Annotated in this window: 17 protein-coding genes; all 17 read right to left on the bottom strand. The window is 54.3% G+C overall.

The genetic code is table 11. The annotated features are described in order from the left end of the window. Positions 1-33: 33 nt before the first annotated feature. The 17 genes from RJP21_RS19890 to RJP21_RS19810 all read right to left on the bottom strand — a co-directional run bounded on the left by RJP21_RS19890 (position 34) and on the right by RJP21_RS19810 (position 24487). A complete protein-coding gene (locus tag RJP21_RS19890; protein WP_310860853.1) occupies positions 34-816 on the bottom strand; it encodes an SDR family NAD(P)-dependent oxidoreductase in 783 nt (260 codons plus the stop codon). Continuing rightward, a complete protein-coding gene (gene ebgA, locus RJP21_RS19885; protein ID WP_310860852.1) occupies positions 809-3928 on the bottom strand; it encodes a beta-galactosidase subunit alpha in 3120 nt (1039 codons plus the stop codon). The genes RJP21_RS19890 and ebgA overlap by 8 nt, the downstream gene beginning before the upstream one ends. A gap of 23 nt (positions 3929-3951) precedes the next feature. Beyond that, positions 3952-4764, bottom strand: coding sequence for a carbohydrate ABC transporter permease (locus tag RJP21_RS19880; protein ID WP_160045159.1), 813 nt, complete (start codon positions 4762-4764; stop codon positions 3952-3954). Continuing rightward, complete coding sequence (locus RJP21_RS19875) at positions 4761-5753, bottom strand: carbohydrate ABC transporter permease (protein WP_310860851.1); 993 nt, start codon at positions 5751-5753, stop codon at positions 4761-4763. The genes RJP21_RS19880 and RJP21_RS19875 overlap by 4 nt, the downstream gene beginning before the upstream one ends. A gap of 36 nt (positions 5754-5789) precedes the next feature. After that, positions 5790-7061 (bottom strand): ABC transporter substrate-binding protein, encoded by a 1272-nt coding sequence (locus RJP21_RS19870; protein WP_310860850.1) that lies wholly within the window; start codon positions 7059-7061, stop codon positions 5790-5792. A 131-nt stretch (positions 7062-7192) separates the two neighbouring features. Further along, positions 7193-8359 carry a response regulator gene (locus tag RJP21_RS19865; RefSeq protein ID WP_483874797.1) on the bottom strand — a complete coding sequence of 389 codons (1167 nt, stop codon included), beginning with the start codon at positions 8357-8359 and terminating at the stop codon, positions 7193-7195. Further along, positions 8340-10097: a cache domain-containing sensor histidine kinase gene (locus RJP21_RS19860; protein ID WP_310860883.1), complete on the bottom strand. Its 1758-nt coding sequence runs from the start codon at positions 10095-10097 to the stop codon at positions 8340-8342. Before RJP21_RS19860 ends, RJP21_RS19865 begins: the two co-directional genes overlap by 20 nt. Before the next feature lie 253 nt (positions 10098-10350). After that, positions 10351-12057, bottom strand: a complete 1707-nt coding sequence (locus tag RJP21_RS19855; RefSeq protein WP_310860848.1) for an amylo-alpha-1,6-glucosidase — start codon at positions 12055-12057, stop codon at positions 10351-10353. Between the two features lie 232 nt (positions 12058-12289). Beyond that, on the bottom strand, positions 12290-14830 hold the full coding sequence (locus RJP21_RS19850) for a hypothetical protein (RefSeq protein WP_310860847.1): 2541 nt from the start codon (positions 14828-14830) through the stop codon (positions 12290-12292). Positions 14831-14931: 101 nt separating this feature from the next. After that, complete coding sequence (locus tag RJP21_RS19845; protein WP_310860846.1) at positions 14932-16092, bottom strand: efflux RND transporter periplasmic adaptor subunit; 1161 nt, start codon at positions 16090-16092, stop codon at positions 14932-14934. A gap of 20 nt (positions 16093-16112) precedes the next feature. Next, entirely contained in the window at positions 16113-16991 is an 879-nt protein-coding gene (locus RJP21_RS19840; protein WP_310860845.1) for a carbohydrate ABC transporter permease, read from the bottom strand. Between the two features lie 15 nt (positions 16992-17006). After that, entirely contained in the window at positions 17007-17846 is an 840-nt protein-coding gene (locus RJP21_RS19835) for a carbohydrate ABC transporter permease (RefSeq protein WP_310860844.1), read from the bottom strand. A 34-nt stretch (positions 17847-17880) separates the two neighbouring features. After that, the gene (locus tag RJP21_RS19830; protein ID WP_310860843.1) at positions 17881-19290 is read right to left on the bottom strand and encodes an ABC transporter substrate-binding protein; all 1410 of its coding nucleotides are present in this window, start codon (positions 19288-19290) and stop codon (positions 17881-17883) included. 281 nt (positions 19291-19571) lie between these two features. Continuing rightward, positions 19572-20747: a hypothetical protein gene (locus RJP21_RS19825; protein WP_310860842.1), complete on the bottom strand. Its 1176-nt coding sequence runs from the start codon at positions 20745-20747 to the stop codon at positions 19572-19574. Further along, positions 20744-22198 (bottom strand): sensor histidine kinase, encoded by a 1455-nt coding sequence (locus tag RJP21_RS19820; protein WP_310860841.1) that lies wholly within the window; start codon positions 22196-22198, stop codon positions 20744-20746. The genes RJP21_RS19825 and RJP21_RS19820 overlap by 4 nt, the downstream gene beginning before the upstream one ends. Continuing rightward, complete coding sequence (locus RJP21_RS19815; protein ID WP_160045170.1) at positions 22195-22905, bottom strand: response regulator transcription factor; 711 nt, start codon at positions 22903-22905, stop codon at positions 22195-22197. Before RJP21_RS19815 ends, RJP21_RS19820 begins: the two co-directional genes overlap by 4 nt. Before the next feature lie 154 nt (positions 22906-23059). Further along, positions 23060-24487: an N-acetylmuramoyl-L-alanine amidase gene (locus tag RJP21_RS19810; protein ID WP_310860840.1), complete on the bottom strand. Its 1428-nt coding sequence runs from the start codon at positions 24485-24487 to the stop codon at positions 23060-23062. Positions 24488-24569: the final 82 nt, after the last annotated feature.

Below are 24569 nucleotides of genomic sequence, written 5' to 3'. Positions count from 1 at the left end.
GTTCGTGTTGGAAAAGCAAAACAAAGATCCGTCCTAAGCAATGCCGCCTCCGTCGACGACAAGCACGCTGCCCGTCACCCAGGAAGAGAGGTCGCTGGCCAGGAACAATACGGCATTCGCGATATCGCGCGGGGTGCCAAGCCGTTCCAGCGGCCGCCCGCCGGCGGAGGCGACGAGGAATGCCGCCTCGTCCTGCTGCAGCTGCTTCGCCTCGTCGCGAAGGAGCGGCGTGTCGGTGTCGCCCGGCGACACGCAGTTGACGCGGATGTTCGCCGGGCCGTGGTCGATGGCCATCGCTTTGGTCAGATTGACGACCCCGGCCTTGGCCGCGCAGTAAGCCGCGGCCCGGTCCCCGCCTTTCAGCCCCCAGCCGGAGCCGGTATTAATGATGCTGCCTCCTCCGCCTTTTTCCATGATCGGAATGATAAATTTGGAAAGCAGGTATACGCCTTTCAGCGAAACGTCCAGCACCAGGTCCCAATCTTGTTCCTCGAGCTCGGTCACCGTTTTGCGGCGAATGACGCCCGCGTTGTTAAACAGGATGTGGATGCCTCCAAGCGTAGAAGCGATCTCATCGGCAACGCGTTCGCAATCCGCGGCCGAGGTGACGTTGCAGCGATGGAAGCTGGCCCGTCCCCCTTTTTCGCGGATTGCCGCCGCCGCTTTTTCCCCTGCCGCTTCGTTAATGTCGATCAACGCCGCATGCGCTCCAAACTCGGCAAGAAGTTCGGCGGTGGCGAGGCCAATCCCCGAAGCGCCTCCCGTCACGACTGCCACCTTGCCCGACAAATTCAATACGTCCTGTGATTTAAGCATCGTTCTCCTCCTCTTGCTTCATGTTGTTCGCTTCGGCCGCCATGCTCCGGCTCAAGCGTTCCGGCGCGCAATCTTCGGCCATATACGCCTGCAGCAGGATGCGGAACCGGAATGGCTCCGGCTTGACCGCATGCTCCGGCGATTGCGCCGGTCCGCAGCTGTTGCTGCCAAGGCCGTTTTGGCGGTAATCCAGATTCAGGGTGATAAACTCCCGCGGCACCAGATCGCTCATATGCTGTGCCGCTTCCAGGTCGGAGTCGCTATACCGTCTTGCGCTGAATTCAATCACCGGCGCGCCGGCCGCAAGCAGGCCGATGCCCGATTCGTCCGCGATGGACACCCAGCGGACGTCCGTCCGGTTGCCGTTCTCCTGCGGATACACGTACGGCGTAAACAAGCCGTCGACCGTATTCCGGTAGACGCCGAACTTTCCCGCTTCCTTGCTGTCCGAGTAGCTTTCCCCCGGCCCGCGGCCGTACCACCGGACATGCTCCATGTCGCCCGGAATTTCGAGCTGCAGGCCGATCTTCGGCAGCATGGAAGGCGGCGTTCCTTCCGGCGTCCCGTTCACGTCGATGACGACCAGCCCGCTGCCGCTCACCGTATAAGAAACCGCGCAGCGGAAACCCCAATCATGAACCGGCGGCGCAATACGCGAATTCCAGGTTACCCGTACCTTGCTATCGTCCAGCCGCTCCCAGCAGAAGCCGTCGATCCGTTCCGACAGCCGGTCGAGATGGGCTTTGCGCCAATCCGCGAGCACGTACATGTCGTTGTCGATCGGCGCCCGCCAGAAGTTCAGGCGCGGACCGCGCCGAATCAGCTCCTTGCCGCCGAACTTCAACGAATCGATGCCCGCCTTCAGCCGGTCAAAGGTCATCCGGAACGCGTCGTTCCCTATCGTAAGCATTCGTCCCTCTTCGCTAGCCGATAAGGATTCGGCGGATGCGGCCGCAGCCTTCGGTTCGGCGGGCGCGGCGGCAGGCAGCGCAAACTGCGCCCAGGCCACCTCGTGGCCTTGGGGAGCCCAATCACAGTCTGCGGCCAGCGTGAAGCCGATGTTCAGCCAACGTTCGGCATCGGGTTCGGCCACGGTCTGCGTCTGAACATCCCGCAGCGGAACCTCCACCTCGCAGCTCTCCCCGGGAGCGACCTGCGGAAGCGCAAGCACGCCGCTTTGCAGCGTACGGCCATCAGCCGTGACGCTGTAATGCGCCTGCAAATGATCCAGGCCGATAAAATCGTACCGGTTCGTGATACGGATGCGGCCTGCCTCGATCAAGTCGACCCGGACAGGTTCGATGATTTTCTTGTACTCGATCAGTCCCGGCGACGGCGTCCGGTCCGGGCGGATGAGCCCGTCGATGACGAAATTGCCGTTGTTCGGCACATCGCCGTAATCGCCGCCGTAAGCGTAATCGGCCTTGCCGTCCGCCGTCCTGCGGCTGAGGCCGTGGTCGATCCATTCCCAGACGAAACCGCCCTGCAGGCGCCGGTACTTGTCGAAAACGTCGAAGTACGCGCGCAGCCCGCCGGGGCCGTTGCCCATCGCGTGGGCGAATTCGCATAAAATATGCGGCTTCGGATGGTCCTCCATTTGGCCGAACCCTTCCATTTTCTCCACGGAAGAATACATCGTGCTGACGACGTCGCATACCTCCGCTTCCCGGTCTTCCTCGTAATGCACGAGGCGGGTCGGGTCATGTTCCTTGCACCATGCGGACATCGCGCGGAAGTTGCAGCCGAAGCCCGATTCGTTGCCCAGCGACCAGAAGATGACGGACGGATGGTTTTTGTCGCGTTCCACCATGCGACGCACCCGGTCCACGTAAGCTTCCTTCCAAGCCGGATCGTCGCTAAGGCGTGAAATGTTTCCAAGCGGCTCGAAGCCATGCGTTTCGAGATCCGTTTCTTCCATCACGTACAGCCCGTATTCGTCGCATAAATCGTAAAAGCGCGGGTCATTCGGATAATGCGCCGTACGGACGGCGTTGATGTTATGCCGCTTCATCAGCTTGATGTCTTCCAGCATCGTTGACAACGTCACCGTCCGGCCCGTATCCGGATGATGGTCATGCCGGTTGACGCCTTTGAGCAGGATCGCCTTGCCGTTCACCAGAAACTGGCCGTCCTTCACCTCGATGCGGCGGAAGCCGACGCGCTGGGCGACGGTTTCGGTTACCTGTCCCCGCGAATCAAGCACGGTCAGGATCAAATGGTACAAGTACGGCGATTCCGCGTTCCATAAAACCGGTTTGGAGACGGGCAGGTTAAACTCGGCATGCGCCTCCCCGGACCATGTTTTTTCGGCGGAAAGCAGCTCGGCCCCCGTCCGATCCAACAGCTGGAGCCGAACTTTTCCTCCGGCGTCCTCTCCATTGATGTCCGTGCGCACCGACAGCACCGCATTCGCCAATTCCGCATCAAGCTCCGTCACCACGCGGAAATCGGCGATACGGACGGAAGAAGGTTCGGAAATCAGGTACACGTCCCGGAAAATGCCGCTCATCCACCACATATCCTGATCCTCGAGATAGCTGCCGTCCGACCACTGGTACACGCGAACGGCCAAGCGGTTCACGCCGGATTTCAAATACGGGGTCAGGTCGAACTCCGACGTCAGGCGGCTGCCTTGGCTGTAGCCGACAAACGCCCCGTTCAGCCATAGATGGAAGGCGCTGTCCACGCCGTCGAACTTGATGGATACATGCCGCCCGTCCCAATGCGAAGGAAGCTCGAACTCCCTTACGTAACTCCCCGTCGGATTATCGTTCGGCACATGCGGCGGATCGACCGGAAACGGGTAATACAGATCCGTATAATGCGGATGCCCATAACCCTGCAGCTGCCAGTGGCCCGGCACGCGGATATCGTCCCATCCCGAAACGTCGAATTCCTGCTCGTAAAAATGCCGCGGAGCCAGCTCCGGCCCCTCTGCAAAATCGAATTTCCATATCCCGTTCAGCGATTTGAACCATGGGGAACTCCCCCGGTCATAACTCAAAGCGCCCTCCCGATCCGGGAACGGGATGAAATAAGCCCGGCTTTTCACGCGGTTCCGCTCCAGCACGCCAAGGTTATCCCAATCCCGCTCTTGCATGATGTCATTCATGGTCCTCTTCCTTTCTCTGCGATCTATCCTTTGATGCCCGTCGTCGCGATTCCGCCCACGATATAACGCTGCGCGAAGAAGAAAATGGCCAGCGGCGGAATGGAGATCAGGCATGTAATCGCCATAATCGACTGCATGTCGACGCCGTACATTCCCTTAAACTGGGACAGACCGAGCGTCAGCGTATATTTCGTCTGATCGTTCAGGAAAATGAGCGGCCCGAGGTAGTCGTTCCAGCAGCTCATCACCTGGAATACCGCCACCAGAATCAGCGAAGGCCACATCAGCGGCACGATGATCCGGAACAGCACCGTCACTTTGCTGGCGCCGTCGATCGTGGCGGCTTCGTCCAGCTCCCTGGGCAGGGTCAAAATAAACTGCCGCAGCAAAAAGATATAATAAGCGGATCCGAACCACGAAGGCACGATCAGCGGCTTCAGCGTATTGATCCAGCCTAGATAGTTGAATTCCATGTACTGCGGGATCATCGTCACTTCCCACGGAATCATCATCGTCGCCAGCACGATCAGGAACAGGATGTCGCGTCCCTTGAACTGAAAACGAGCGAAACCGTAAGCGACAAGGGTGCAGGAAATCAGCTGGCCGAGCGTGGACAAGACGGTGATGGACACCGTGTTTTTCAAAAACAGGTTAAACGGCTGGCTGTTCCATGCTTCGGCAAAATTGCTGAACTTCCAGACGGAAGGGATCCATTTGGGCGGGAACAAGTACAGCTCCTGTTGCGATTTGAGCGCCGTCGTCACCGCCCAGAACAATGGCGCGATAAACAGGAGCGAAAACAGGATCAGCAGCAGGTACGTCAGCGCTTTTTTCATCCGGCCTGCACCCCTTTTCTCGATTTCCGCTTATCCCGCCGCGAATTCTTTTTCATCTCACCTTCATAAAACACCCACGCTTCCGACGACTTGAAAACAAGGAACGTCAGCACCAGCACGATCAGGAACATGAACCAGGCATTTGCGGCAGAATAGCCCATTTTGAAATATTTGAATGCATTTTCGTACATGTACATCGCGTAAAAATACGTCGATTTCAGCGGCCCGCCCCCCGTCAGGAGCAAAGCCAAGGTCAGCTGCTGGAACGCCGCGATAATGGAGGTGATCAGATTGAACAAAATCGTCGGCGTAATCATCGGAACCGTCACGCTGAAAAACTGGCGGATCTTCCCGGCTCCGTCGATGGAAGCCGATTCGTACAGATCCTTCGGGATGCCCTTCAGCCCCGCCAGGAAAATCAGCATCATCGAGCCCTGGCCCCATAGGCTGGCCACGACCATCGCCACCAGCGACCATCTCGTGTCGTTCAGCCAGTCGGGTCCCTGAATGCCAAACAGCGACAGAAAATAGTTCAATATCCCGTAATCCCCGCTGTAGACCCAGGACCAGATCATGGCGAGCGCCACGCCCGATATAACGGACGGCAGGTAGAAGGCGGTGCGGAAAATCGCGCTGCCCCGAACCTTTTGGTTCAGCAGCATGGCGAGCCCGAGCGCGATCATAATGTTGAGCGGCACGAACAAAACCGCGAATTTCAAAGTGACGAACAACGACTTCCAAAACATCGGGTCGTCCGTAAACATCTCGATGTAATTATCGAGACCGATAAACGTCACTTTGCCGACGATCGGCCAATCAAAAAACGAAATGATCAGCGAAAACAGCAAAGGTCCGAGCGTAAAAACGACGAATCCGAATATCCAAGGAAAAATGAAGAGGTAGGGAGCAGCCCCACCCCATCTGCGTTTTCTCAAGGGCTTAAGGGCGGCTGTCTGTTCCCGTGCGTTTTGCAGGTAGGTCTGAGCCATCTCCTAACCTTCTTTCTATAAAGGTTGTTTAAGTTTTTATTTCAAATACCGCTCGCTGTCCTTCACGGCCTGATTCAGCACTTCCTGGGCGTTCGCGCCGTGCATCACCGCTTCGACCCCTGCCGACAGCTGGCGGTTCACTTCGTTCCATTTCGGATTCAGCAGGAATGCCGGCGTATCGCTGGAACGCTCAAGCATCGTGTAAAAAGGCTTGTAAAGCGGGTCCTGGTCCTTCTTCAGCTCGGTGACGACGCTTTGGCGGACAGGCAGGTCGGCCACGCGCATTTTGATCGAATCGTTGGATACGTAAAATTTGACGAACTCCCAAGCCAGATCCTTTTGCTTGGAATCTTTGGCGATGGACAGCGCGGATTCGGCGAGCACGCCTTTCACCGGTTTGCCCGGGAAGGCCGGCATTTCCACCGTGCCTACGTCGATTCCTGCCTGTTTAAACGACTCCAGCGGCCAGATGCCGCTTTCCCACATCGCGATTTTGCCGGCTTTGAAAATATCGTCGCCGCTCTGCTGCCCTTTGCCGCCCGTCAGCACCGCGGAGCCGTTTTTCACCATGTCTCCGAACATTTGGATCGCTTCAGCGGTTTCCTTGCTGTTCATGTAGCCGTCGATCGATTTGCCGTCCGGGGAAATGAAGGAGCTGCCGTTGCTCCAGACGAATCCCTGCAGGTCATACGTGTCGTTTTCGGCGCGTACCCCGAAGCCGTACTGCCTTTTCGATTTGTCGGTGAGCTTTTGGGCGATGCCCTGGAATTCGGCCCAGGTCCAACCATCCTTCGGATAAGGAACGCCTGCCGCGTCAAAAAGCTTCTTGTTGTAATAAACGACGCGGGTCGTAAAACCGGCCGGAATGCCGTAGAGGGTATCGCCGATTTTGCCGTAGTTGAACAATCCTTTGTAAAAATCATCTATTTTGAGGTCGGGGTCCTTGTCGGCGTAGCTGTCCAGCGGTTCAAGGGATTGATGGTACGTCGGGAAGTCCCACATGTACATCACGTCCGGCGGGTTTGCCGCCCCAAAGCCAGCGGCCAGCTTCTGGTCGAATCCGTCCGCGTACGCTTCGACCTGCACCTTCGTGCCGGGATGCGCCGATTCGAATTTTTTGGCGATATCCTGCTCGATTTTAAGCGCATCCCCGGTATCCCAGGTTGCAAACCGCAGCGTCTTCGTTTGTTTCGAGCCGCCTTCGCCTTGGCTGGACGTTCCGGCGCTGCCGCCGCTGCCGCCGCAAGCGGAAAGGACGGATACCATCACCGTTGTTGCAAGGACAATGAGTGAAATTCTCTTTTTCATCTTGTCAGCTCCCCTGTCAATGAGGTGTATAATAATTGAACCGCTTTCATCTTAACTCTTATGAAAGCGGTTCAAAACGTGCATCTATTCGAATGTTGTTGCGTTTTTGTTCGAATGTTGCCGGGCGGGTGTCAATCTGTTCGAGGGGCCTCTCCTTTTTGTTGGGCGCGGTAATGGCTTGGCGTTTGCCCAGTGCAGCGCTTGAACCATTTGCTGAAATATTTGCTGTCCCCAAGCCCCGTGCGTTCGGCGATCTCCTGCATCGTTAAGCTTGTGTCCCTCAGCAGCCCCGAGGCAAGCCGCAGCTTCCGTTTGTATTGAAAAGCGATGAAGCTGTCCCCGACCGCCTTCTTGAACAGGATCGAAAAATGGCTGCGGCTGAGTCCGACCTTTTCGGCCAAATCGCTTGCCGACCAATCCGCCGCCGGATTGGCGTGCAGCAGGTGGACCGCCCTCCAGATCGGCTCGGGCCAATCTTCGCCGGACACGCCATAGATCCGCTCGAGTTCCGCTTCCTTATGCAGCGACTGGAACGCTTCCTTCAAATCATCGGGATGTGTCAACGATCCCTTTCGGCTCCAGTGCAGCTTGACGCATCGGCTTTTGCATGCGACCAGCAGCCCCTCCGCGGCATCCCGCAGCGATTCGGGCACCGCCCAATAGCAGTATTCCTCGCCGTAAGGAATAAGCGTTCCTTCGCATATGCCCGCTTCTTCCCGAGCCGCATCGGAAAGCATCCCATCCCAGGACTTGCCGCAATCCGCCGTACGAATCAAATAAACATGCAGCGGCTCGCCGTTAAAATGCCAAGCTCCCTTGCGCAGGCTGGCAAGCTCGGCCGGAAATTTGTCGTTATGCCCGTTCAGCCAGGCGAAAAGCATCGTTTCCAGCCGCCCGCTATCCAGGCCGTCCGCTGAAGCCGGGGATGAAAGCTCCTGTTGGAACTGCTTCAGCATCTCCTCCAGCTCTTCATCCTCAAACGCCGTCTTCAGCAAATACCCCGATGCCCCGAGGCGTATGCCCTGCTGGGCGTATTCAAAATCCCGATGGCAGCTGAGCAGAATGATTTTCGTCCGCTGCGCCGTTTCTTTGACTTTACGGGCCAATTCGATTCCGTCCATCTCCGGCATGACGATATCCGTGATGACGATTTCGGGACGGTATTCGAGAAATGCTTCCCAGGCCTTCAGCCCATTGGGCGCATCCGCAACGACCTCCATGCCGAACCGCTCCCAATCGACCGTTGAACGCAAGCCTTTGCGTACAATACTCTCATCGTCAGCGATCAACACCTTCATTTTCTTTGCCGTTTCCACCCTGACATTCCTCCTTCTTCGGCCAACGAATGACGATCGTCGTGCCCTCGCCCTTCGTCGAATGTACCGTAAGCCCATACTGCGGGCCGAAATGCAGCTTAAACTTCTGATCCGCGTTTTGTACGCCGAGCCCGCCGCGCCCGCGGCTTGCCGGCTTCGGCTTGAACAGCCCCTCCAGCTTTTCCGGCGCAATGCCCGCGCCATCGTCCTTCAGCGTGAGCAGCAGTTCGTCTTTTACCTCTTTGACGTCCAACTGGATGACGCCGACCCCGTCGGTAAACCCGTGGAAAAAAATGTTCTCAAACAGCGGCTGCAGCGTCATCCGCGGAATCAAATACCGTTTCAGCGACTCCCCGCAGCCCAGTTCGTAGCGAAAAACTTCGCCGTACCTGATCTCCTGAATTTTCAGAAAATGCTCGATCATGCGCAGCTCCCTGCCGAGCGTGATAAGCTCCTGCGAAATATCAAGATTGCCCTCCAGCACCATCGTCAAATGGTAAAGCATCTGGCGGATTTCCTCCGCCCCCTCAAGCCTGGCTTTCCACTGAATCGAGTTCAGCGTGTTGAACAATAAATGAGGGTTGATCTGGTAATGGAACGCCCGCAGCTCCGCCTCTTTTTTCAGCCGTTCGCTTTGCTCCACTTCCTCGATCAGCGTCTGCACGCCGCTTACCATCCGGTTAAAACTCATGTCGAGGCTCCCCAGCTCGTCACGGCCTTCGACGGGCAGCCGGGTGTCCAGTTTGCCGAAGCTGACCTTCTGCATCGAATCCTTGAGCGTCCGAATCCTGGCCGTAAACCGGGAAGAGAAAATATAAGCCAGCCCGAAGGCAAGCACGCATGAAATGACGGCTACGACAACCGTATTGGACCGGATGACTCCGGACGATTTGTAAAACGCTTTGGCCGGCAGCCTCGCCTCGATGATCCACTGGTTCACCGCCAGCGTTCGGTCCCATATGACGTCGCTTTTTTTCGGCGTAAACTTGGAAGCGCTCTCGTAAATAATTTTTCCATCCGGAGACTTGATCGTCAAATGGGCCTTCGTGTCTTCCTCAAACAAGCGGAACATATGGAGCAGTTCCTGGGCGTTTTCCTCGATCAGGATCGTGCTTCCGTCCTGCGCCCCATTCGGGTGATGTATGGGCACGGCAAGCCCCAATACCGGGAGGTTCGTATCTTCGCCCCTCATGGCATGGTTTTGCCTGTAAAAACCGAGCCAGTACGTACCTTGATAGGAAGCCGGCCTGGATCTCCATGCGGGGATGTTGTTCAGCTTAGCCACGTCCAGGTTGTTTTCCCCGTAATAATAACCCGACGGCGTAATGATATAAATGCCTGCCGTCCGGTCGGTTCGGAGCGATTTCAGCAGCGCTTCAAAATCGTTTTTTTCGATAATTTCGCTATAAGTAACGGGAACCCGGTTCCCCAAACCGGTTCGTGCCGGGTCCAGCAAATAAGAATAGATGGTTTCGCTCGTCTGTTTCATGCGGCCCAATGAAGAATTGGTCTGCTGCTCAAGCTGGGCCACGGCATTTTCCCCGTATTTGCCGAACTGCGAATTGATCATTTTCGCCGACTGGTAATACGATACCGCGCCAAGCGAAAGCAAAGGAATCAGGGCCACGATGAGAAAACAGACGAGCAGTTTGGTGCGGATGCTGCGGTACGATCCCGACATGAGACGGCGGTACAGCTGGCGAAGCCGCTGAGCTTTCATCACGATTCCCCCCCTTGCCTGCATATAGCGTATAACAGCATTCTAGCATGGACAAACATGCAGCAGACAAAATAAAGTCCAAGATAGCACCGCTTACATTTTTCCAATTGCGGATAAACTTGCTTTGACGCGGATTTGACGCCGATTTGAAGCGGATTTGACGTGAATTTCATAAGGCATTTCATGCCGGACAAACGGGAAAAGCACTTCCCCTTGCGCTTAAAAAAAGCGGGAGAAGTGCGGTTTTCTTACGTTAAGTTGCGTATTCATGCCCCAAAATAAGGAATACGCTCGACGTCCAGGTAAACGCTCTGTCGCGGAGGCCTTCGCCGGTTAAAGCGTCGAAGTTTTCCGCCATGCCGCTGCGGCTCAGCATGCTGCAGAAGCGGCGCGATACTTCGCGGGCCAGCTCGGCATCGCCGGCTGCGGCGGCGCCTTCCACCAGCAGCATCGTCGACGGCGCCCAAATCGGGCCGCGCCAATACCCGTCCGGCGTATAATACGGGCTGCTTACGCTTTCGGTCGCCCAGCCGTTGGCCGTCAGGAACCGGCTTTCGTCGCGCAAGCCCTCAAGCAGCGCGGCGCGGATAGGCTCGGGAAGCCGTTTGCCGAGCAGGATCGGCACAAAGAGCAGCAGGCTGTCGCCGTCGGACGGCTCATGCGTGCCCGAGCGGCAGGAGATGAACTTTCCGTCCCGCCAAAAATGGCCGATCATTTTATCGAGCGTATCCTCCGCCAGACGGCGCCACGCCGAAGATTCTTCCGTCAGTCCGAGCAGGCCGGCGATTTCGGCGAGCAGCTCGGATTGAATGATCAGGAAAGCGGCCAAATCCGGGCTTTCCACCGGAATCCCGTTATTAAACGCGGTGCTGTTGTCCCAGCCCGAATCGTTGCCATGGTTATACTGCGGAATGCCGTCGCCGTCCCCGTCCCGGTACCGGAACCACCATTTCGTCCATTTGGACAACGGACCGTATACCTCGCGCAGCTGGGTTTCCCGGATATAATCGGTCCGCCGCATCATCCAGGCGAGCGTCCAGCCGTGAATCGGCGGTTTGTTGCAGTTCCACAGCTCGTATTTGTCGTTGACGAAGTCGGGGATCAACCCGCTTTCATCCTGCCGGTCGAAAAAGATCATGAACTGGTCCCAGGCCAGCTTCGGATCATGCCGTACCAACGCCATCGCGTTAAAGCAGTGATCCCAACTCCATATGTTCGTCATCCAGTTTTTCGACATGTACATAGCCGGCCGCGTCAGGCACCCTTCCGCCGGAACGAGGCAGGACCAGGTAATGTAAGCGGCGAGCTCCCGTCCCTCCGCGAAAGCGTCGGGAACGGACAAGCTGCGTTCCAGCCAGGAAGCAAAATCCGCTTTCGCCGATTGAACCGCCTCGTCAAACGGCTCCCATACGTCACGAGGTTCCCAGACCGTCCGGAATTCCTCGACGGCAAACTCCGCTTTGTTCGTAACCGGATCCGGGGCGAACTCGGCGACGACGCGGGAGCTTTTGATTTTGTCCCACGGCACTTCCATCTTCATCCCGCCGGCAAGCCGGGTCAGCATGAAGCGGCATTCGTGGGTAAAGCTGTTCATCTCCCAGCTGTTTTCGTTCACTTCATACGCGTAATCGTAGGCGGCCGGCATGAAGGTCAGCCGGATGCCGCAGCCCATCGAACGGAAACGGACCGTGCGGCTGTCCGAAATGCACATTTCGGCGTAGATGGCGGATGCGGGCGATTGAAGTTTGACCGCCTCCGGCGTTGCTTCCGCCGTGAACGGGATCAGCTTGCCGATCGAATCCGTCAATTCGATGCGGAACGCTTCTCCGAACTTGTCGTCCCCGCCCCGTACCGTCCGGAGGTACAGGCCTTCTTGTCTATTTTTTCCTTCAGGCAGGAGCGATACCGCGAGAAATGTCTCTCTCCGGCTGAAGGGCACGATGCTCAGGTCGAATTTCATGGCTGCTCTCCTTCGTCAAGAGGAATCATAACGCTTTCATTGTACTCCTGATCCGGAAACGCAGGAACGGCCAGTTGTTTTCGAGTGGCGGCCATTTTGTTGGAAATACAAGTTTCTTCTGCACGAAGGTGTCTTTTTGTTTGATCATAAGGGGTGCAAATGTTAGAACGGAGGGCTGATTGGCTGCCTGCATCACACATCATCTTACGTTTCAAGCATCGAACGGCAAGCATTATTCGCTCTGGGATTTCTCCTCCGTCACATAGAAGCTTTGGCTGCCCAGCTCGATCCGTTCGCCCAGCATTTCGTCGTACAACGTAAGCTTCCAACCTCCCCCGCCCAAGTTTCGGTACCTGCCGCTGCTGAAGCTTGCCGAAAAAGCGTTCCGTGCTCCTTCGTTCAAATCCGTTCCAAGGCTCACGTTCTTTTCTTGGGATTGTCCGCTCGGATCCGTTATTCGCAATATCAGCTTATGATCGTATGCCCCGGTTTCATTGGCGGCATCACGCTGCAGATCGTAACTCATCGCGATGTTCACCGTTTCGCTTTTTTCCGCCATGCTGCCGCTCAAATTCAGAACCGACAAGGTGTACGGATATGCGGGGAGCTGTGTCAGGCTCGTTTTTGGCCGGATCATCCCCGGTTCAAGCTTGAGCGAAGCCGTTTCGATAAATCCGGTCGGCTCCTCCTCCGGTTTGGTCAGGTGATTTCCGGTTATTTCCGATCCAAGTACAAGCTTGAGATCCGATATATTCACGGAGTTCGGCAGTTTTGCCCTAAACGCGACCTGCTGCCTTGCTCCCGGCGATGCCGGTTTTTCCGGCTGAACCGCTTCAGACTCGTATATTTCCCCGTCCCCGGTCTCGTAATAGGCATAAAACCGCGGAAACTCGATGCGGCGTTTCTCCCCGCTGTCCAGCAGCATTTCCGTGAATACGATGTTGGCGTGAGATCCTTCATATACGCTGGTTTGACTGTCAAAAAGTTGAAGGCTTTTGCCCGCTATGGACAGCGCCAAGCCCTTTTCCGGTTTCACCGCCTCCGCCGCGGTAATGACGTTCGGCGTGCTCAAGGACAAAAACGGCATTTTTTCTTCCTTATCGAGCGCATAAAGGATGACCTTCAGCGTTTTGAAGGGTTGGGTATACGGAATATGCGCAAGCACGTTCATCTCGGCGCTTTCCCCCGGACGCAAGGCGGAAACTTCCCGATCCATCCATATTTCCGTCGTGGACGAAAGATCCAGCAAATCCGCCTTCAGCGATCCTTTCAACGCCGGCAGTTCCAGATCGCCCGATTGCGTATTCGTCAGCTTCAGTTTGACCGCCAGGATGTCTTCGTCCTTCCATGGTAAACGCCGCAAGGATTCCAGCGTGTAATTAAACCCGCCGAAAGAGTTGGTCTCGGCATACGTTATCCCCTTTTGCGCGTCGGTTTGCGGGCGATAGGGAATGACAAAATAGGCTATAGGCAGGTTGATCTTCCCCCCGACGCTCGCCCCGGTGGTATTCCCGGTTTGCGGGGTATCCTTCGTATTCCCGTCTCCGGTCTGCTCCTTGCTGGCGGATTCGATCAGTTCCAGGCGCAGCGCGCTCTGCTCTATCTCTAGCGGGATTTGCGCGCCAATCGGAATGATTTTCTCTTCCATCGGCTTTAAGGCGAGGCCGCTTAATCCTTTGGAATCGGCCGGAAACGATTTTCCGGATGAGGTTCTCACGTATAAGTTATACGAAGGGAGCGTCACCGGCTTGTTCCCGTTATTTTTCAACCGGAATTGAATCGACCATATGGCTTTCCCGTTTTCCGCCGAGACGCCGGCATTTTGGAGTTGGGCTTCCACGCTGTTTTGATCGATCATCATTTTTTTGACGGTGCCTTGGCCCACGGTAAGATTCGGCACTGTCGCAGGTGGGAGCTGAAACGCAAACTTCGCGTACTCCAGCTGCAGGGCTTCATCCTTTTGCGTAAATTGAAGCTTCATGCGATCCGTTGGGATATTCGGAGGGATTTCGCATAGGTACGAAATGAGCTTTTTTTCGCCGGGCTGCACTTTGTACACGGTCGTGGCACCCAGAGCCAGCTTAAACATGCTGCCTCCGCCCGATACGAGATACGCGGCGTATCCCGGGTCTTCCAGCACCTTTTTTCCCCCGTTCGTCAAGGCAAAGCCGACCTTTGCATAGGTTTTCCCGCCGTACTTCAATACCTCGAGCGATTCGCCCCGGGCCGTCACCGGCATATTGTCCAAGATAGTGTTCAGGCTTTTGCCGTAAGGGGTCTCGTTAGAGCCATCCGCAGGCACCCCAAACGTTCCGGCCAGCTTCAGGTACCCCTTTGCATTGGCATCCCAAACATACAGCGGGATTGTGATTCCTTTGAGCGACTGGATTTGCTTCAGGTTCGCATAATATGTAACCCGCAGCGTTTCCTCGGGTTGAATCGTCTTTTTCGCCGCGTCCGCGCTGACCGGATGCCCCATGATCAGGGAGCCGCCGGGCGTCTTGACCTTCGAAAAAAAATTCAGCAGGCTGACGCCGCCGCTCCCCGTATTTTTGTAGCTCAGCGTATACGTCAGTATGTTGCCTCCGGCCTGCGGCCATAAGTTCACGTCTTCCAGCGTGACTTTCATGCGGGAGCTGATCGCGATCGAACCCAGGCTGCTTGCCACCGCCATACCCGGCGTACCGGAAGCCGCCTCGGTAACGGCCGGCGGATATTGGCTGATGAGCAGCAAGCTGAACAAGATTCCGCAAAATTTTGTGACGTTTCTCATTTCCATACCTCCGGTCGTTGTCCTATTTTATCCAAACATGACATCCCCTTTTTCATGCGCTATGGGAGCCCCGCCTTGCATCCGTCGGAAGAAGAGGCTGATTACTTATGGACACGCGTACCGTCCATGATGAGGTCGTTGCTGTCCACGATGACCTCCTGTCCATCGAACAGTCCTTCGGTCACGGCCGATGTCGTATCGTTCGAATCGGATACCTTCACGTTCGTGCGAACGGCATGATAAGCGTTGCCAAGCGGTCCTGTCTTTTCTTGAAGGATGAACACGTACGTCCCCTCCTGGTCTTTATGGATCGCCTCTTTCGGCACAAGGATCGCGTCGCCGTTTGTGGACTTGGCGATGTTCACGCGCAGCTGCTCTCCTCCATGCAGGGAAGAGTCTTTTAGCAGAATCGCGACCTGCTTCATGGAAAAGGGAGCCTTTTCACCTAAAACGTTTTGCCCGCTGTCTGCAGAATCGTTTATCGTGCTGCCTGCTGAACCGCCTGCTCCTCCGATCTTCTCGACGATTCCGGTGATCGGCGAATGTTCTCCTTTCGGATCGACAAGCGTGATGTCCTTCAGCGTTTCGCCTACGGCGAGCAAGGAAGCGACCTCCGATGGCATAAGCAGCTCAGCTTTATAGCCTTTAGCTGCATTCGCGATCACGACATCCGGTTTGCCGGTGGAACTAAAGCCTTCCACTGCCCCGACATCCATGATGATGCCGTCGAAGGGAGCCGCAATCTGCTGATTGGCCGTCAGCTGTTCATGCAGATTTTGAATATGCCGCTGCTGCACGGTCAAATCGACTTTAGCCGATTCAAGAGCTGCGGAGGCGCTAATCTTGGTGGACTCGTCTTCGGCTTGCATCGCTTGCATCACATTGTACTGGAGCTGCTCTATTGACAATTCCAGCTTCCGCATTGAGGACTTCTCGTCCGCCAGCTGCTGCTGCACATCCTTGCTTTCATATTGGATCAACGCCTGTCCCTTTCGCACAGCCTCTCCTTTTGTAACAAGGATGCGGCTTACCTTCCATCCAGCCGGGTTGGACAGCTCTCTCACTTCCACGGGGATCGCTTCAGCGCTTTCTTCATAGGTATGAGTCACGGCCCCTTTGCTGACCGTTACGGTGAGTACCTTGGGCATCGTGAGCGACTGCAGCGTATTGCCGGCAAAAGTGAACAGTATAAGAAATCCTGTAAACAAGCCTGCGATCAGGCGGATTTTGCGTTTTCTTGATTGGGATATGTTCTCATCCAATGCCAAATCAACTCCTAGAACTAACCTTTAATGCCGGATAACTGGATGCCCCGGGTAAAATACGACTCGGCATACAGGAACAGCAGAACCATGGGAGCCATATAGAGCGCCGAAGCGGCGAAGCCGATGCCCAGCGCGTCTTTGTTGATCCGGGCGAGATACAGCGATAACGGCTGCTTGGAGGCGTCCTGCAAAAAAATAAGCGGCTGTTCGATCATATTCCAATAATCGACGAACAGCAGGACGATCAGCGCGGCCAAGCCGGGCTTCGCGAGGGGCAATATGATGCGCCAGTAAATCAGCCATGATCCTGCGCCGTCCATCATTGCCGCTTCGGAATAAGCTCCGGGAATATGGGCCATGAATTGGCGCATCATGAACACGCCGAAGGCGCCGAAGATGCCGGGCAAAATGATCGAAGCCCCATGATTCATCAGCCCCAGCTTGTCGATCACGACATAGTTGGGGACAAGGGTGACTTGAAACGGCATCAGCATCGTCATCAAATAAACCATGAACAGCTTGTTCCTTCCCGGAAACCGCAGCTTGGCAAAAGCGTAAGCGGCCAATGACGCGATCACGGTTTGACCTACCACGATGGGAACGACCAGCATAACGGAGTTCCAAAACATGCGCATAAATTGGGTCGATAACATCAGTACCTCGGCATATTGCCCAAAGGAGATCCAATCCGGGATCAGCTTCAAATTGATGAAGGCATCCTTGCCTCCTTTCGCCACGTCCACCATCTGTCCAATCAAACCGTAATTCGCCGTTATCTCTTGCTCTTGCATGAATGAGTTCGTTATGGTAAAGAGGATCGGTGCAAGCATTAAGACGGCAGCGATACCCAACAGCAGCGTTAACATCAGTTTGGGAAACCACCGTATTTTTTTCATGTTGTCCCTCCCCGGTTACTCCAACAGTTCCCGAAATCGCTTTTCAACGGCAAGCAGGCCCCCGACCAGGATCACGATACAGCCCACCATGAGCGCAGCTGCCGTGGCCAGCTTCTGGATGTCCAGCGAATAGAACATGTTGTTCATATAGTGCTGCAGCATGTAAATGCGGTCATAAGGGTAATCCCCCGCCAGCAGGTATGTTTCCCGAAAGACCTTAAACGAGTTGATGATTGACATGAGCAAGACGAAAAACATCGTCGGCGTCAAATATACCAGCGTAATATGGAACCACTGACGGATCGGCCCCGCCCCCTCCACTTGCGCCGTCTCGTAGTAATCCTTCGGAATGGACTGCAAGCCGGCCAGAAATAAAATGACGTTGTAACCGACATTTTTCCAAACGTACATCATGACGATAATCGCCATTGAACCGTCCGACTGCATCCAGTCGATCCTTTCCTTGTGAAAATGATGCAGCCATGCGTTAAGCGTTCCGTTCCAGTCGAAAAGAATTTGCCAGAACATGACGACCGATGCCACCGGCACGACCAGCGGCAAAATGAATGATGTCCGGAGCCAGCCCCGCATGTACACGGACCGATTCAACAGGATGGCCAGAAACAGGGACAGCAGGATCAGCAGCGGTACGCTGATTCCTGTAAACAAAAGCGTGTTCTCGGATGCTTTGCGGAAGGAGCTGCTGTTTAGCACTTCCTTGTAGTTACCCAAGCCAACGAACCTGCCGCCTTGCGAACCATCCGTAAACGATTCATATATCCCCATCGCGAATGGGATGATATAAAAACAGGCAAAGCCGATCAGGCTGGGAGCCAAGAACCATAAAGCCTTCATCCCGTCTTTGCGCATCCATTTCTTTATGCTTCTCTTATTCATTCAGGTAGGTCGTGACTTTGTTCTGGATGAGCTTGGCTACATCATCTGCGGATTTCTGTCCGCTGAAGAAGGCACTGGACTCGTTAACGATCATGTCCCGCACTTGATCCGACTTGTACTCGACCTGATGAACGGCTCCGTTTACAAGGGCTTCAAGCTGATCCAGCTTGGCCTGATCGACTTTGATTTCCATGCCATGGAGCGGGCCTTCCTTATAGGTTTTAACCGTGCCTTTGGCCTTCAATTGCTTAACCTGATTGGCGTATGCTTTCTTGTTAATCGGAAATCCTGCCACCATGGAGGACGTTTGAATTTCTTCGGACATCATGAATTTAAGGAAGTCCCACGCTTCCGCCTTTACCTTGGAGTTTGAGTTCATGGAGATGCTTGCGTAAGGCCTGAAATATCCGCCGGCGTTCGTTTCCTGGGCGTGAGGCTTTATGTAAAACTTCATATGTTCCCCGCGTTCCCTTAAAATGACGAGATAGTCCCATGGAGAGTTGATCTGGATGGTTGAGAAATAAGCCGGATTCCGCATATCTTGGCTCACGATTTGATTGTCGTACATGGACTTGACCTGATTCATCAGACCGGTAAAGGCAGCCGATTCGAAATGGGCTTTACGGCTCGCCGAGTCTACAAACAAGTCATAATTAGACATCGCAATGTCGGACAACAGGTTCTCGGGTCCGCCAAACAGCAGCGCTGAAGGAGATCCTTTTGAAGCGGTGAGCTGCTTCGCGGTATTCATAAAGTCATTCCATGACCAGGTTTTATCGTTAATCGGAACCCCGGTTTGGGCTATGACGTTTTCATCCCCGGCAAATCCCTCCAGAAAAAAACCGAGGGGGACACTGTAAAGCCCTTTGCCGATTCGAACGTTGTCCAGAATATTGCCGAAATAATCCTCCTTGCGGAAGGTCGAATCCTTGTCCATCCAATCTCCGAGATCCTCCAGCAGCCGATGTTTCACGTAGTTGTCGGTCGGCAGAATATTCACAAATTCCGCGGATTGGAGCAGATCCGGGCCTTTCCCTGCCAGCATCGCCGTATTCGTGTTTTGAACGAATTTCTCATGATCCGCTTCTATGTGAGCATCGTCGGTGTAGAACGTCTGCAGGTCAATCTCAACGTTCGGATGCAGCTGCTCGTATTTCTTTTTAGCTTGTTCAAACCGATCATCCGGGAAAAACATCGAATAAACGATGGTCTTTTTTCCGCCGGAAACGGGATCATCCTTCTGGGCCTTACCCGCAACCGAACCGCCGTCGTTTGTCCCCGCCGCGTCCTTGCTGCCGATTCCCGATTCCGACGTTTGTCGGTTAGGGCCACCGCCGCTGCAGGCGGTCAAAATGATTGCAATCAAACAGGTAATCCATAGTCCTACTCCGATTTTCCTCATCTGCAAGAACTCCTCGCTCCTATATTTTTGAAATTTGGGTTCCGCCCCATTTTTCCGCCTCACTCCCCTTTCCTGGCTTTTAAGACCAGCCATCCTGCTTATCACCCGCTTTTCAAAATATAAAGGAAAGATGTCACCAAACTTTCGCCTACTTGTGAACAAATTGTCTCCGAAACATATAAATTCTAATATCTGAAAAAAACGGCAGACCGAACGATCATTCGTTCAGTCTGCCGCAAATAAGAGTATCTTTTTTTGAATGCGTCCCTAATGCAAAGTGACTATTGAAACTTAATAATAAACGGCTGATTATGCGTGTCGGGACTTGGCTCAGGACTCGTCTGTATTACTGCGGAATATATTTTTGGCCCAATAACTAAAAGGCTGTCGTTTTGCGGACTCCAATCCATCTTCGACGGGAGGACGCCCTGATAGACCGATTCGTTGTACAGGACGTTGTATCCTTGAAGCTTGCCGGCAAAGATGGAGACGTTGTCGTTATTTTTCTGTGAATAAGCGATATACTTCCTGTCCTGCGATAACCGAAAGCCGATGACCTTCTCCAACAGGACGGAAAGAGCCGCATTTCGCCGGTCGTATTCATATAACGCACCATCCGTACCGAGAAAAACGAATTGATCTTTGTTAAGCCACGCAGCCTGATCGCTCCCCGCTTGATGTTCGTATTGGATCTGAAAGCCGTCCCCGTTTATCGCTCCCATGCCGATATTGACGGTCCGTTCATTATTCGTCCACACGATCAATACGCTTTGCCCGTCGTCGGATATCTTTGCCGAGGTGACGCTGCCCTTCATCGGGAAGCCCTTTAGTCGATAAAGTTTGGCTTGCCCTGTGAACGTGTCATACACAGCCATTTGGATAACCAAAGCTTTAGGGGCGCTCTTTTCGGTATCGGTGTCCCCTGTTCCGGTGTCGACGAGATAAGAGATGTACTTGCCGTTATCCGACCAAGCGGGGATGGTCAAGAGCTGTTCCTGATGGGGCTTTAGGATAGCGATATTTTTTTCCTGTCCGTCGGAAAGCGAGAGCAGCTTCACCTTGATGCCATCTTGCGTCTTCTTGAAACCGGTGATAAATTCGCCGTTTGGGGACAGTTCAAGATTCGAAGGATCAACGTCAACACTGTGCAGCTCCTCGAATTGTTCATATGGCGGCGAGAGCCGCGTTAAGTTCATCATGGAGTCACGGGCCTGAGAAACACCCACAACGGATTCGGAATCCGCCCAACCAAGCAATGAATCGTATTTTGCGTCCGAAATCGGAAGGCGATATATGGTTTTTACCTGGAAGGGCTTGCTGCCTGAATCGGCAGCATGTTCATCTTCGGTGCTTGGTATGATGATCGTTTCCGATCTCTGCCCTCCTGCACATCCGGATAAGAGAACGATCATGGCCAATAACGCGGACAATATCGCAAATCGTTTGCGCACCATCATGATCCCTCCTTCTCGAAGTAAGGTATTTCCACGTCAACCATGATACGCCCTTCCTGGCTGACCAGGCGAATGCTTCCTCCATGGTCGTCGACGATCGATTTGGCGATGCTGAGACCGAGGCCGACGCTGCCTTCTTCCTTAAAATTACGGCTCACCGAATAGAACGGCTGAAACAGGTTCTTCAGTTGGTCAGGCGGAATCGGTTCGCCCGGATTGCCGAAACTAAAGCGAACGAGTCCGGCGTCCATCTCGGCCTTGGCGGAAATCTCCGCGTGAGGAGAGCTGTATTTGATCGCATTATCGAGGAGGTTGATAAACAGTTGGCGCAGCCTGTCCGGTTGGCCGTTGACATACAGGCGTTCGTCCGCCTGGCAGACGATGCTCTTTTTATAACGCTTGGCGCGGAAGGACATCGAATCGCAAACGTCCTGCAAAATCTGGCCCGCATCCACCTGTTCCAATTCACGGTCGTCCGAAGGTCTGCGGGATACTTCCAGCAGCTTGAGCACCATGCCGTGCAATCGCCTGCTTTCTTCCACGATATGATTCATTCCTTTTTCGAAAAACGCGCGGTCGGCTTCCCCTTTTTCCCGGATCATTTCGGCATACCCGAGGATAGAGGTCAGCGGCGTCTTCAGTTCATGCGTCACATTATCGAAAAACCGCTTCTCCTGCTCATTCAGCTCCTTCAGCCGGTCGCGATCCTTTTCTATCGTTGAAATCTGGCTGCTGATCCGGTTGATCATCTCATTGAAGTTAACGGCCAGGCGGCCGATCTCGTCTTTGCGTTTAAAACGGATGCGAACGTCCAGGTTGCCGTTTTTCACTTCCGTGGAAGCCCGGGTCAGCTTCACCAGCGGGATCGTAATATGTCTGGACAAGATATAGGAAAACAGGAAGGCTGCTGCAAAAATCGCCAGTGCAATATAGAAAATGATGTCCGAGATCCGTCCGCTTTGTTCATAAAGCAGGGTAAAATCTTTCGCAAAACGCAAAATGCCCACCTTTGTGCCGTCAATGACCACCGGATAAGAAAAAAGGACCGCGCCTTGATCGCGGCCGTAGCTAATGTTGTAAGCGGTCTTGCCTGCAACGGCCTGCTTGAGGTCGTCGTCACCGCGTCCGGCAAAAACCGTCTTATCGGACGAAAACAGCAAAACGCCATCCACCGTGTAGGCGCTGACGCTGCTTCCGGTCGCATGGTTCAAATCATTCACCATTTCCTCCGCCATTTGCCCGAAATAGATGTTATCGTTCGTAAAATGGTTGATCAGGAAGGCTTGGCGCACATAGACGTTGCTGTTATTTTTCATCCCGACCAAATCCGAGGTGACGATTTTTTGATTGCTTGTCCGGATGATTTCATTGACCGTCTGATTCAGCACGAGAAATGAAAGGGAAAAGATGAGAAAAAACCCGGCGATAAATTTGGCCCTGATCGTCCGGATCATCGCTGCTCCACCTGTTTCTCGAATTTGTATCCGATGCCGAAGACGGTCGTAATCAGGTCGCCCGCATCCAGCTTTTTGCGCAGCCGTTGAATATGGGTATCCACCGTACGGGTATCGCCGACGAAATCATATCCCCACACGAAATCGAGCAGCTCCGAGCGGGTGAAAATTTTGCCCTTATGCCCGAGCAGCGTCATGAGAAGATCGAATTCCTTCGGGGTCAAATCGATCGGTATGCCGTCCTTTTTAACCAGCCGTTCATCCGCTACAATCTCGATATTCCGAAACCGGATTACCTTCTCCTTCTCCTCATCCGCCTCGCGTTCGCCCGCGCCTGCTTGATCCACCCGGCGGAGTATGGTGCGGATCCGGGCGACGACCTCGCGCAGATCAAACGGTTTCGTAATGTAGTCGTCGGCCCCGAATTCAAGACCGAGCACTTTGTCGGTTATATCGGATTTGGCCGTAATCATTAAAATGGGAATATTATAGCTCGCGGTCACTTTTTTACAGATGTCCAGCCCGCTTTGGTCCGGAAGCATCCAGTCGAGGAGAAGCATATCGGGGCTAAATTCCGCAAGCTCGCTCATGCCCTTCGCACCGCTGGCGGCAATGCGGGTCTCGAACCCTTCCATCGCCAGTCCGTAAGCAAGCAAATCGGCAATGGGCTCCTCGTCTTCGATAATGAGAATTTTCGTTTTATTCATGAATATCTCCGTTCCTTGTTCGTTATCAATGAAATCTGCGGCAGCTTTACGACTTATGCCTGTTTGAATCGATTTTATCATAACGCGGAAGCATTGAGAAAAACGTCTCTCGACGTATAATGGCGGCAGCACGCTGATTCGCCGATCAGCCGCTCTACTGTGAATCCGGCAGGTGCAGCAGCTCGGGCACCGTCACGAAGGAATACCCTTCCGCTTTCAACTCGGGTATCATTTGCTGCAGCGCTTCGATCGTATTGGCGAGATGGTTTTTCCCGTTGGCCGTATGCTGCAAAACGATCCCGCCCGGCTTCAGCTCTTTGCGGACGAGCCTCATGATTTCCTTCGAGGAAACGCCCGACCAGTCCATCGTGTCCACCGTCCAGTTGACGACAGCCAAATCCTGTTGGTGAATCGCGTTCAATTTGTCTTTGCTAAGCGCGCCGTATGGGGGCCTAAACAAGATGGGCCGAAACCCGACCGCGTCTTCGAGCGTGGCCTGCGTATCCTCAACCTCTTTAAGGGCTTGATCCACCGAAATCTGATCGAAATTCGGATGAGACCAGGAATGGTTGCCGATGGCGTGCCCTTCCTCCACGATGCGGCGAACAAGGTCCGGCTGGGTTTTGGCCCGGTTTCCCAATATAAAAAAAGTCGCCTTGATTTTGTTTTCCTTCAATATGTCCAGGATTTTTGGAGTAACGATCTTATCGGGACCGTCGTCGAACGTTAAGGCCACCTGCTTCCCGTCTTTTGCCAAACCGTCGAAATAGATTTTGTTTTCAATTTGCGAATGGTTCCGATTCAGGGAGACCGGAGGCGGCACCTCCTTGAGCCCTTCATCCCCCGCTGGTTTGCGGGAGCCGTTTTTCCCGAAATATTCCTTTATTCCGTCCACAATGGCCTGGGCCGCGAGATCTTGCCCTTTGTCGCTCAGCAGCGTCTTTTCTTCTTTCGGATTGGTCAGGTACCCGACCTCTACGAGCACCGCCGGCATCTGCGCCAACGACAGGACTACGAGATGTTCCTGCTTCGCGCCTCGGTCGGGAAAACCAAGCGCTTCGGCCACCCGCTCCTGCAGGATCTGGGCAAGCGGGATGCTGTCGTCATGACGGTATAACGTTTCCGTCCCGGCAATCGCCGGATCCTGATAGGTGTTGCCGTGAATCGAAATCAACGCATCCGCATTCCAATCGTTGGCGGCCGCCGCGCGGTTCTCCAATTCGACGAACCTGTCGTCCGTACGGGTCATTCGGGTTTCGAACATCGGATCTTGCTTCAGCAGCTCGTTCACCCGCTCTGCCAGAGACAGGTTAAATTCCTTCTCAAAGGCTCCGCTTGCCCCGGTTGCTCCAGGGTCTTTGCCGCCGTGGCCCGCGTCGATCACGATCCGGTATTTCGATTGATTTGCGGAAATGGAGGGAGCAACCTCCGATGTCTCCGACTTCTCTGCCAGGTTCGGGATCAGCTTCGCCGCGGAAGAACCCGTATGCCAGACTAGTTTGATGCCCAATAAAACAATAAATAACACGATAAAAATATAAATTCCTTTGACAGGTTTTTTGCGTTTGCTGCGCTTTATCATAGTTCCTCCTTGTGAATGAATGCTTCATGGATTGATTTGCGGGAACTATGGCTGCGATCCAGTCCCTTAAGCAAAATATAAT

Source organism: Paenibacillus sp. VCA1 (assembly GCF_031583795.1).
Classification (GTDB): Bacteria; Bacillota; Bacilli; order Paenibacillales; family Paenibacillaceae; genus Paenibacillus_AQ; species Paenibacillus_AQ albilobatus.
This window is presented reverse-complemented; position numbering and strand designations above follow the sequence as displayed.

What these genes read in the sequence shown, in the direction of transcription:
- RJP21_RS19850 (WP_310860847.1), bottom strand. Translation starts at nt 14,830, where the DNA reads ATGAGAAACGTCACAAAATTTTGCGGAATCTTGTTCAGCTTGCTGCTC.
- RJP21_RS19870 (WP_310860850.1), bottom strand. Translation starts at nt 7,061, where the DNA reads ATGAAAAAGAGAATTTCACTCATTGTCCTTGCAACAACGGTGATGGTA.
- RJP21_RS19820 (WP_310860841.1), bottom strand. Translation starts at nt 22,198, where the DNA reads ATGATCCGGACGATCAGGGCCAAATTTATCGCCGGGTTTTTTCTCATC.
- RJP21_RS19815 (WP_160045170.1), bottom strand. Translation starts at nt 22,905, where the DNA reads ATGAATAAAACGAAAATTCTCATTATCGAAGACGAGGAGCCCATTGCC.
- RJP21_RS19840 (WP_310860845.1), bottom strand. Translation starts at nt 16,991, where the DNA reads ATGAAAAAAATACGGTGGTTTCCCAAACTGATGTTAACGCTGCTGTTG.
- RJP21_RS19810 (WP_310860840.1), bottom strand. Translation starts at nt 24,487, where the DNA reads ATGATAAAGCGCAGCAAACGCAAAAAACCTGTCAAAGGAATTTATATT.
- RJP21_RS19825 (WP_310860842.1), bottom strand. Translation starts at nt 20,747, where the DNA reads ATGATGGTGCGCAAACGATTTGCGATATTGTCCGCGTTATTGGCCATG.
- RJP21_RS19860 (WP_310860883.1), bottom strand. Translation starts at nt 10,097, where the DNA reads ATGAAAGCTCAGCGGCTTCGCCAGCTGTACCGCCGTCTCATGTCGGGA.
- RJP21_RS19855 (WP_310860848.1), bottom strand. Translation starts at nt 12,057, where the DNA reads ATGAAATTCGACCTGAGCATCGTGCCCTTCAGCCGGAGAGAGACATTT.
- RJP21_RS19890 (WP_310860853.1), bottom strand. Translation starts at nt 816, where the DNA reads ATGCTTAAATCACAGGACGTATTGAATTTGTCGGGCAAGGTGGCAGTC.
- RJP21_RS19880 (WP_160045159.1), bottom strand. Translation starts at nt 4,764, where the DNA reads ATGAAAAAAGCGCTGACGTACCTGCTGCTGATCCTGTTTTCGCTCCTG.
- RJP21_RS19830 (WP_310860843.1), bottom strand. Translation starts at nt 19,290, where the DNA reads ATGAGGAAAATCGGAGTAGGACTATGGATTACCTGTTTGATTGCAATC.
- RJP21_RS19865 (WP_483874797.1), bottom strand. Translation starts at nt 8,359, where the DNA reads ATGAAGGTGTTGATCGCTGACGATGAGAGTATTGTACGCAAAGGCTTG.
- RJP21_RS19835 (WP_310860844.1), bottom strand. Translation starts at nt 17,846, where the DNA reads ATGAAGGCTTTATGGTTCTTGGCTCCCAGCCTGATCGGCTTTGCCTGT.
- RJP21_RS19875 (WP_310860851.1), bottom strand. Translation starts at nt 5,753, where the DNA reads ATGGCTCAGACCTACCTGCAAAACGCACGGGAACAGACAGCCGCCCTT.
- ebgA (WP_310860852.1), bottom strand. Translation starts at nt 3,928, where the DNA reads ATGAATGACATCATGCAAGAGCGGGATTGGGATAACCTTGGCGTGCTG.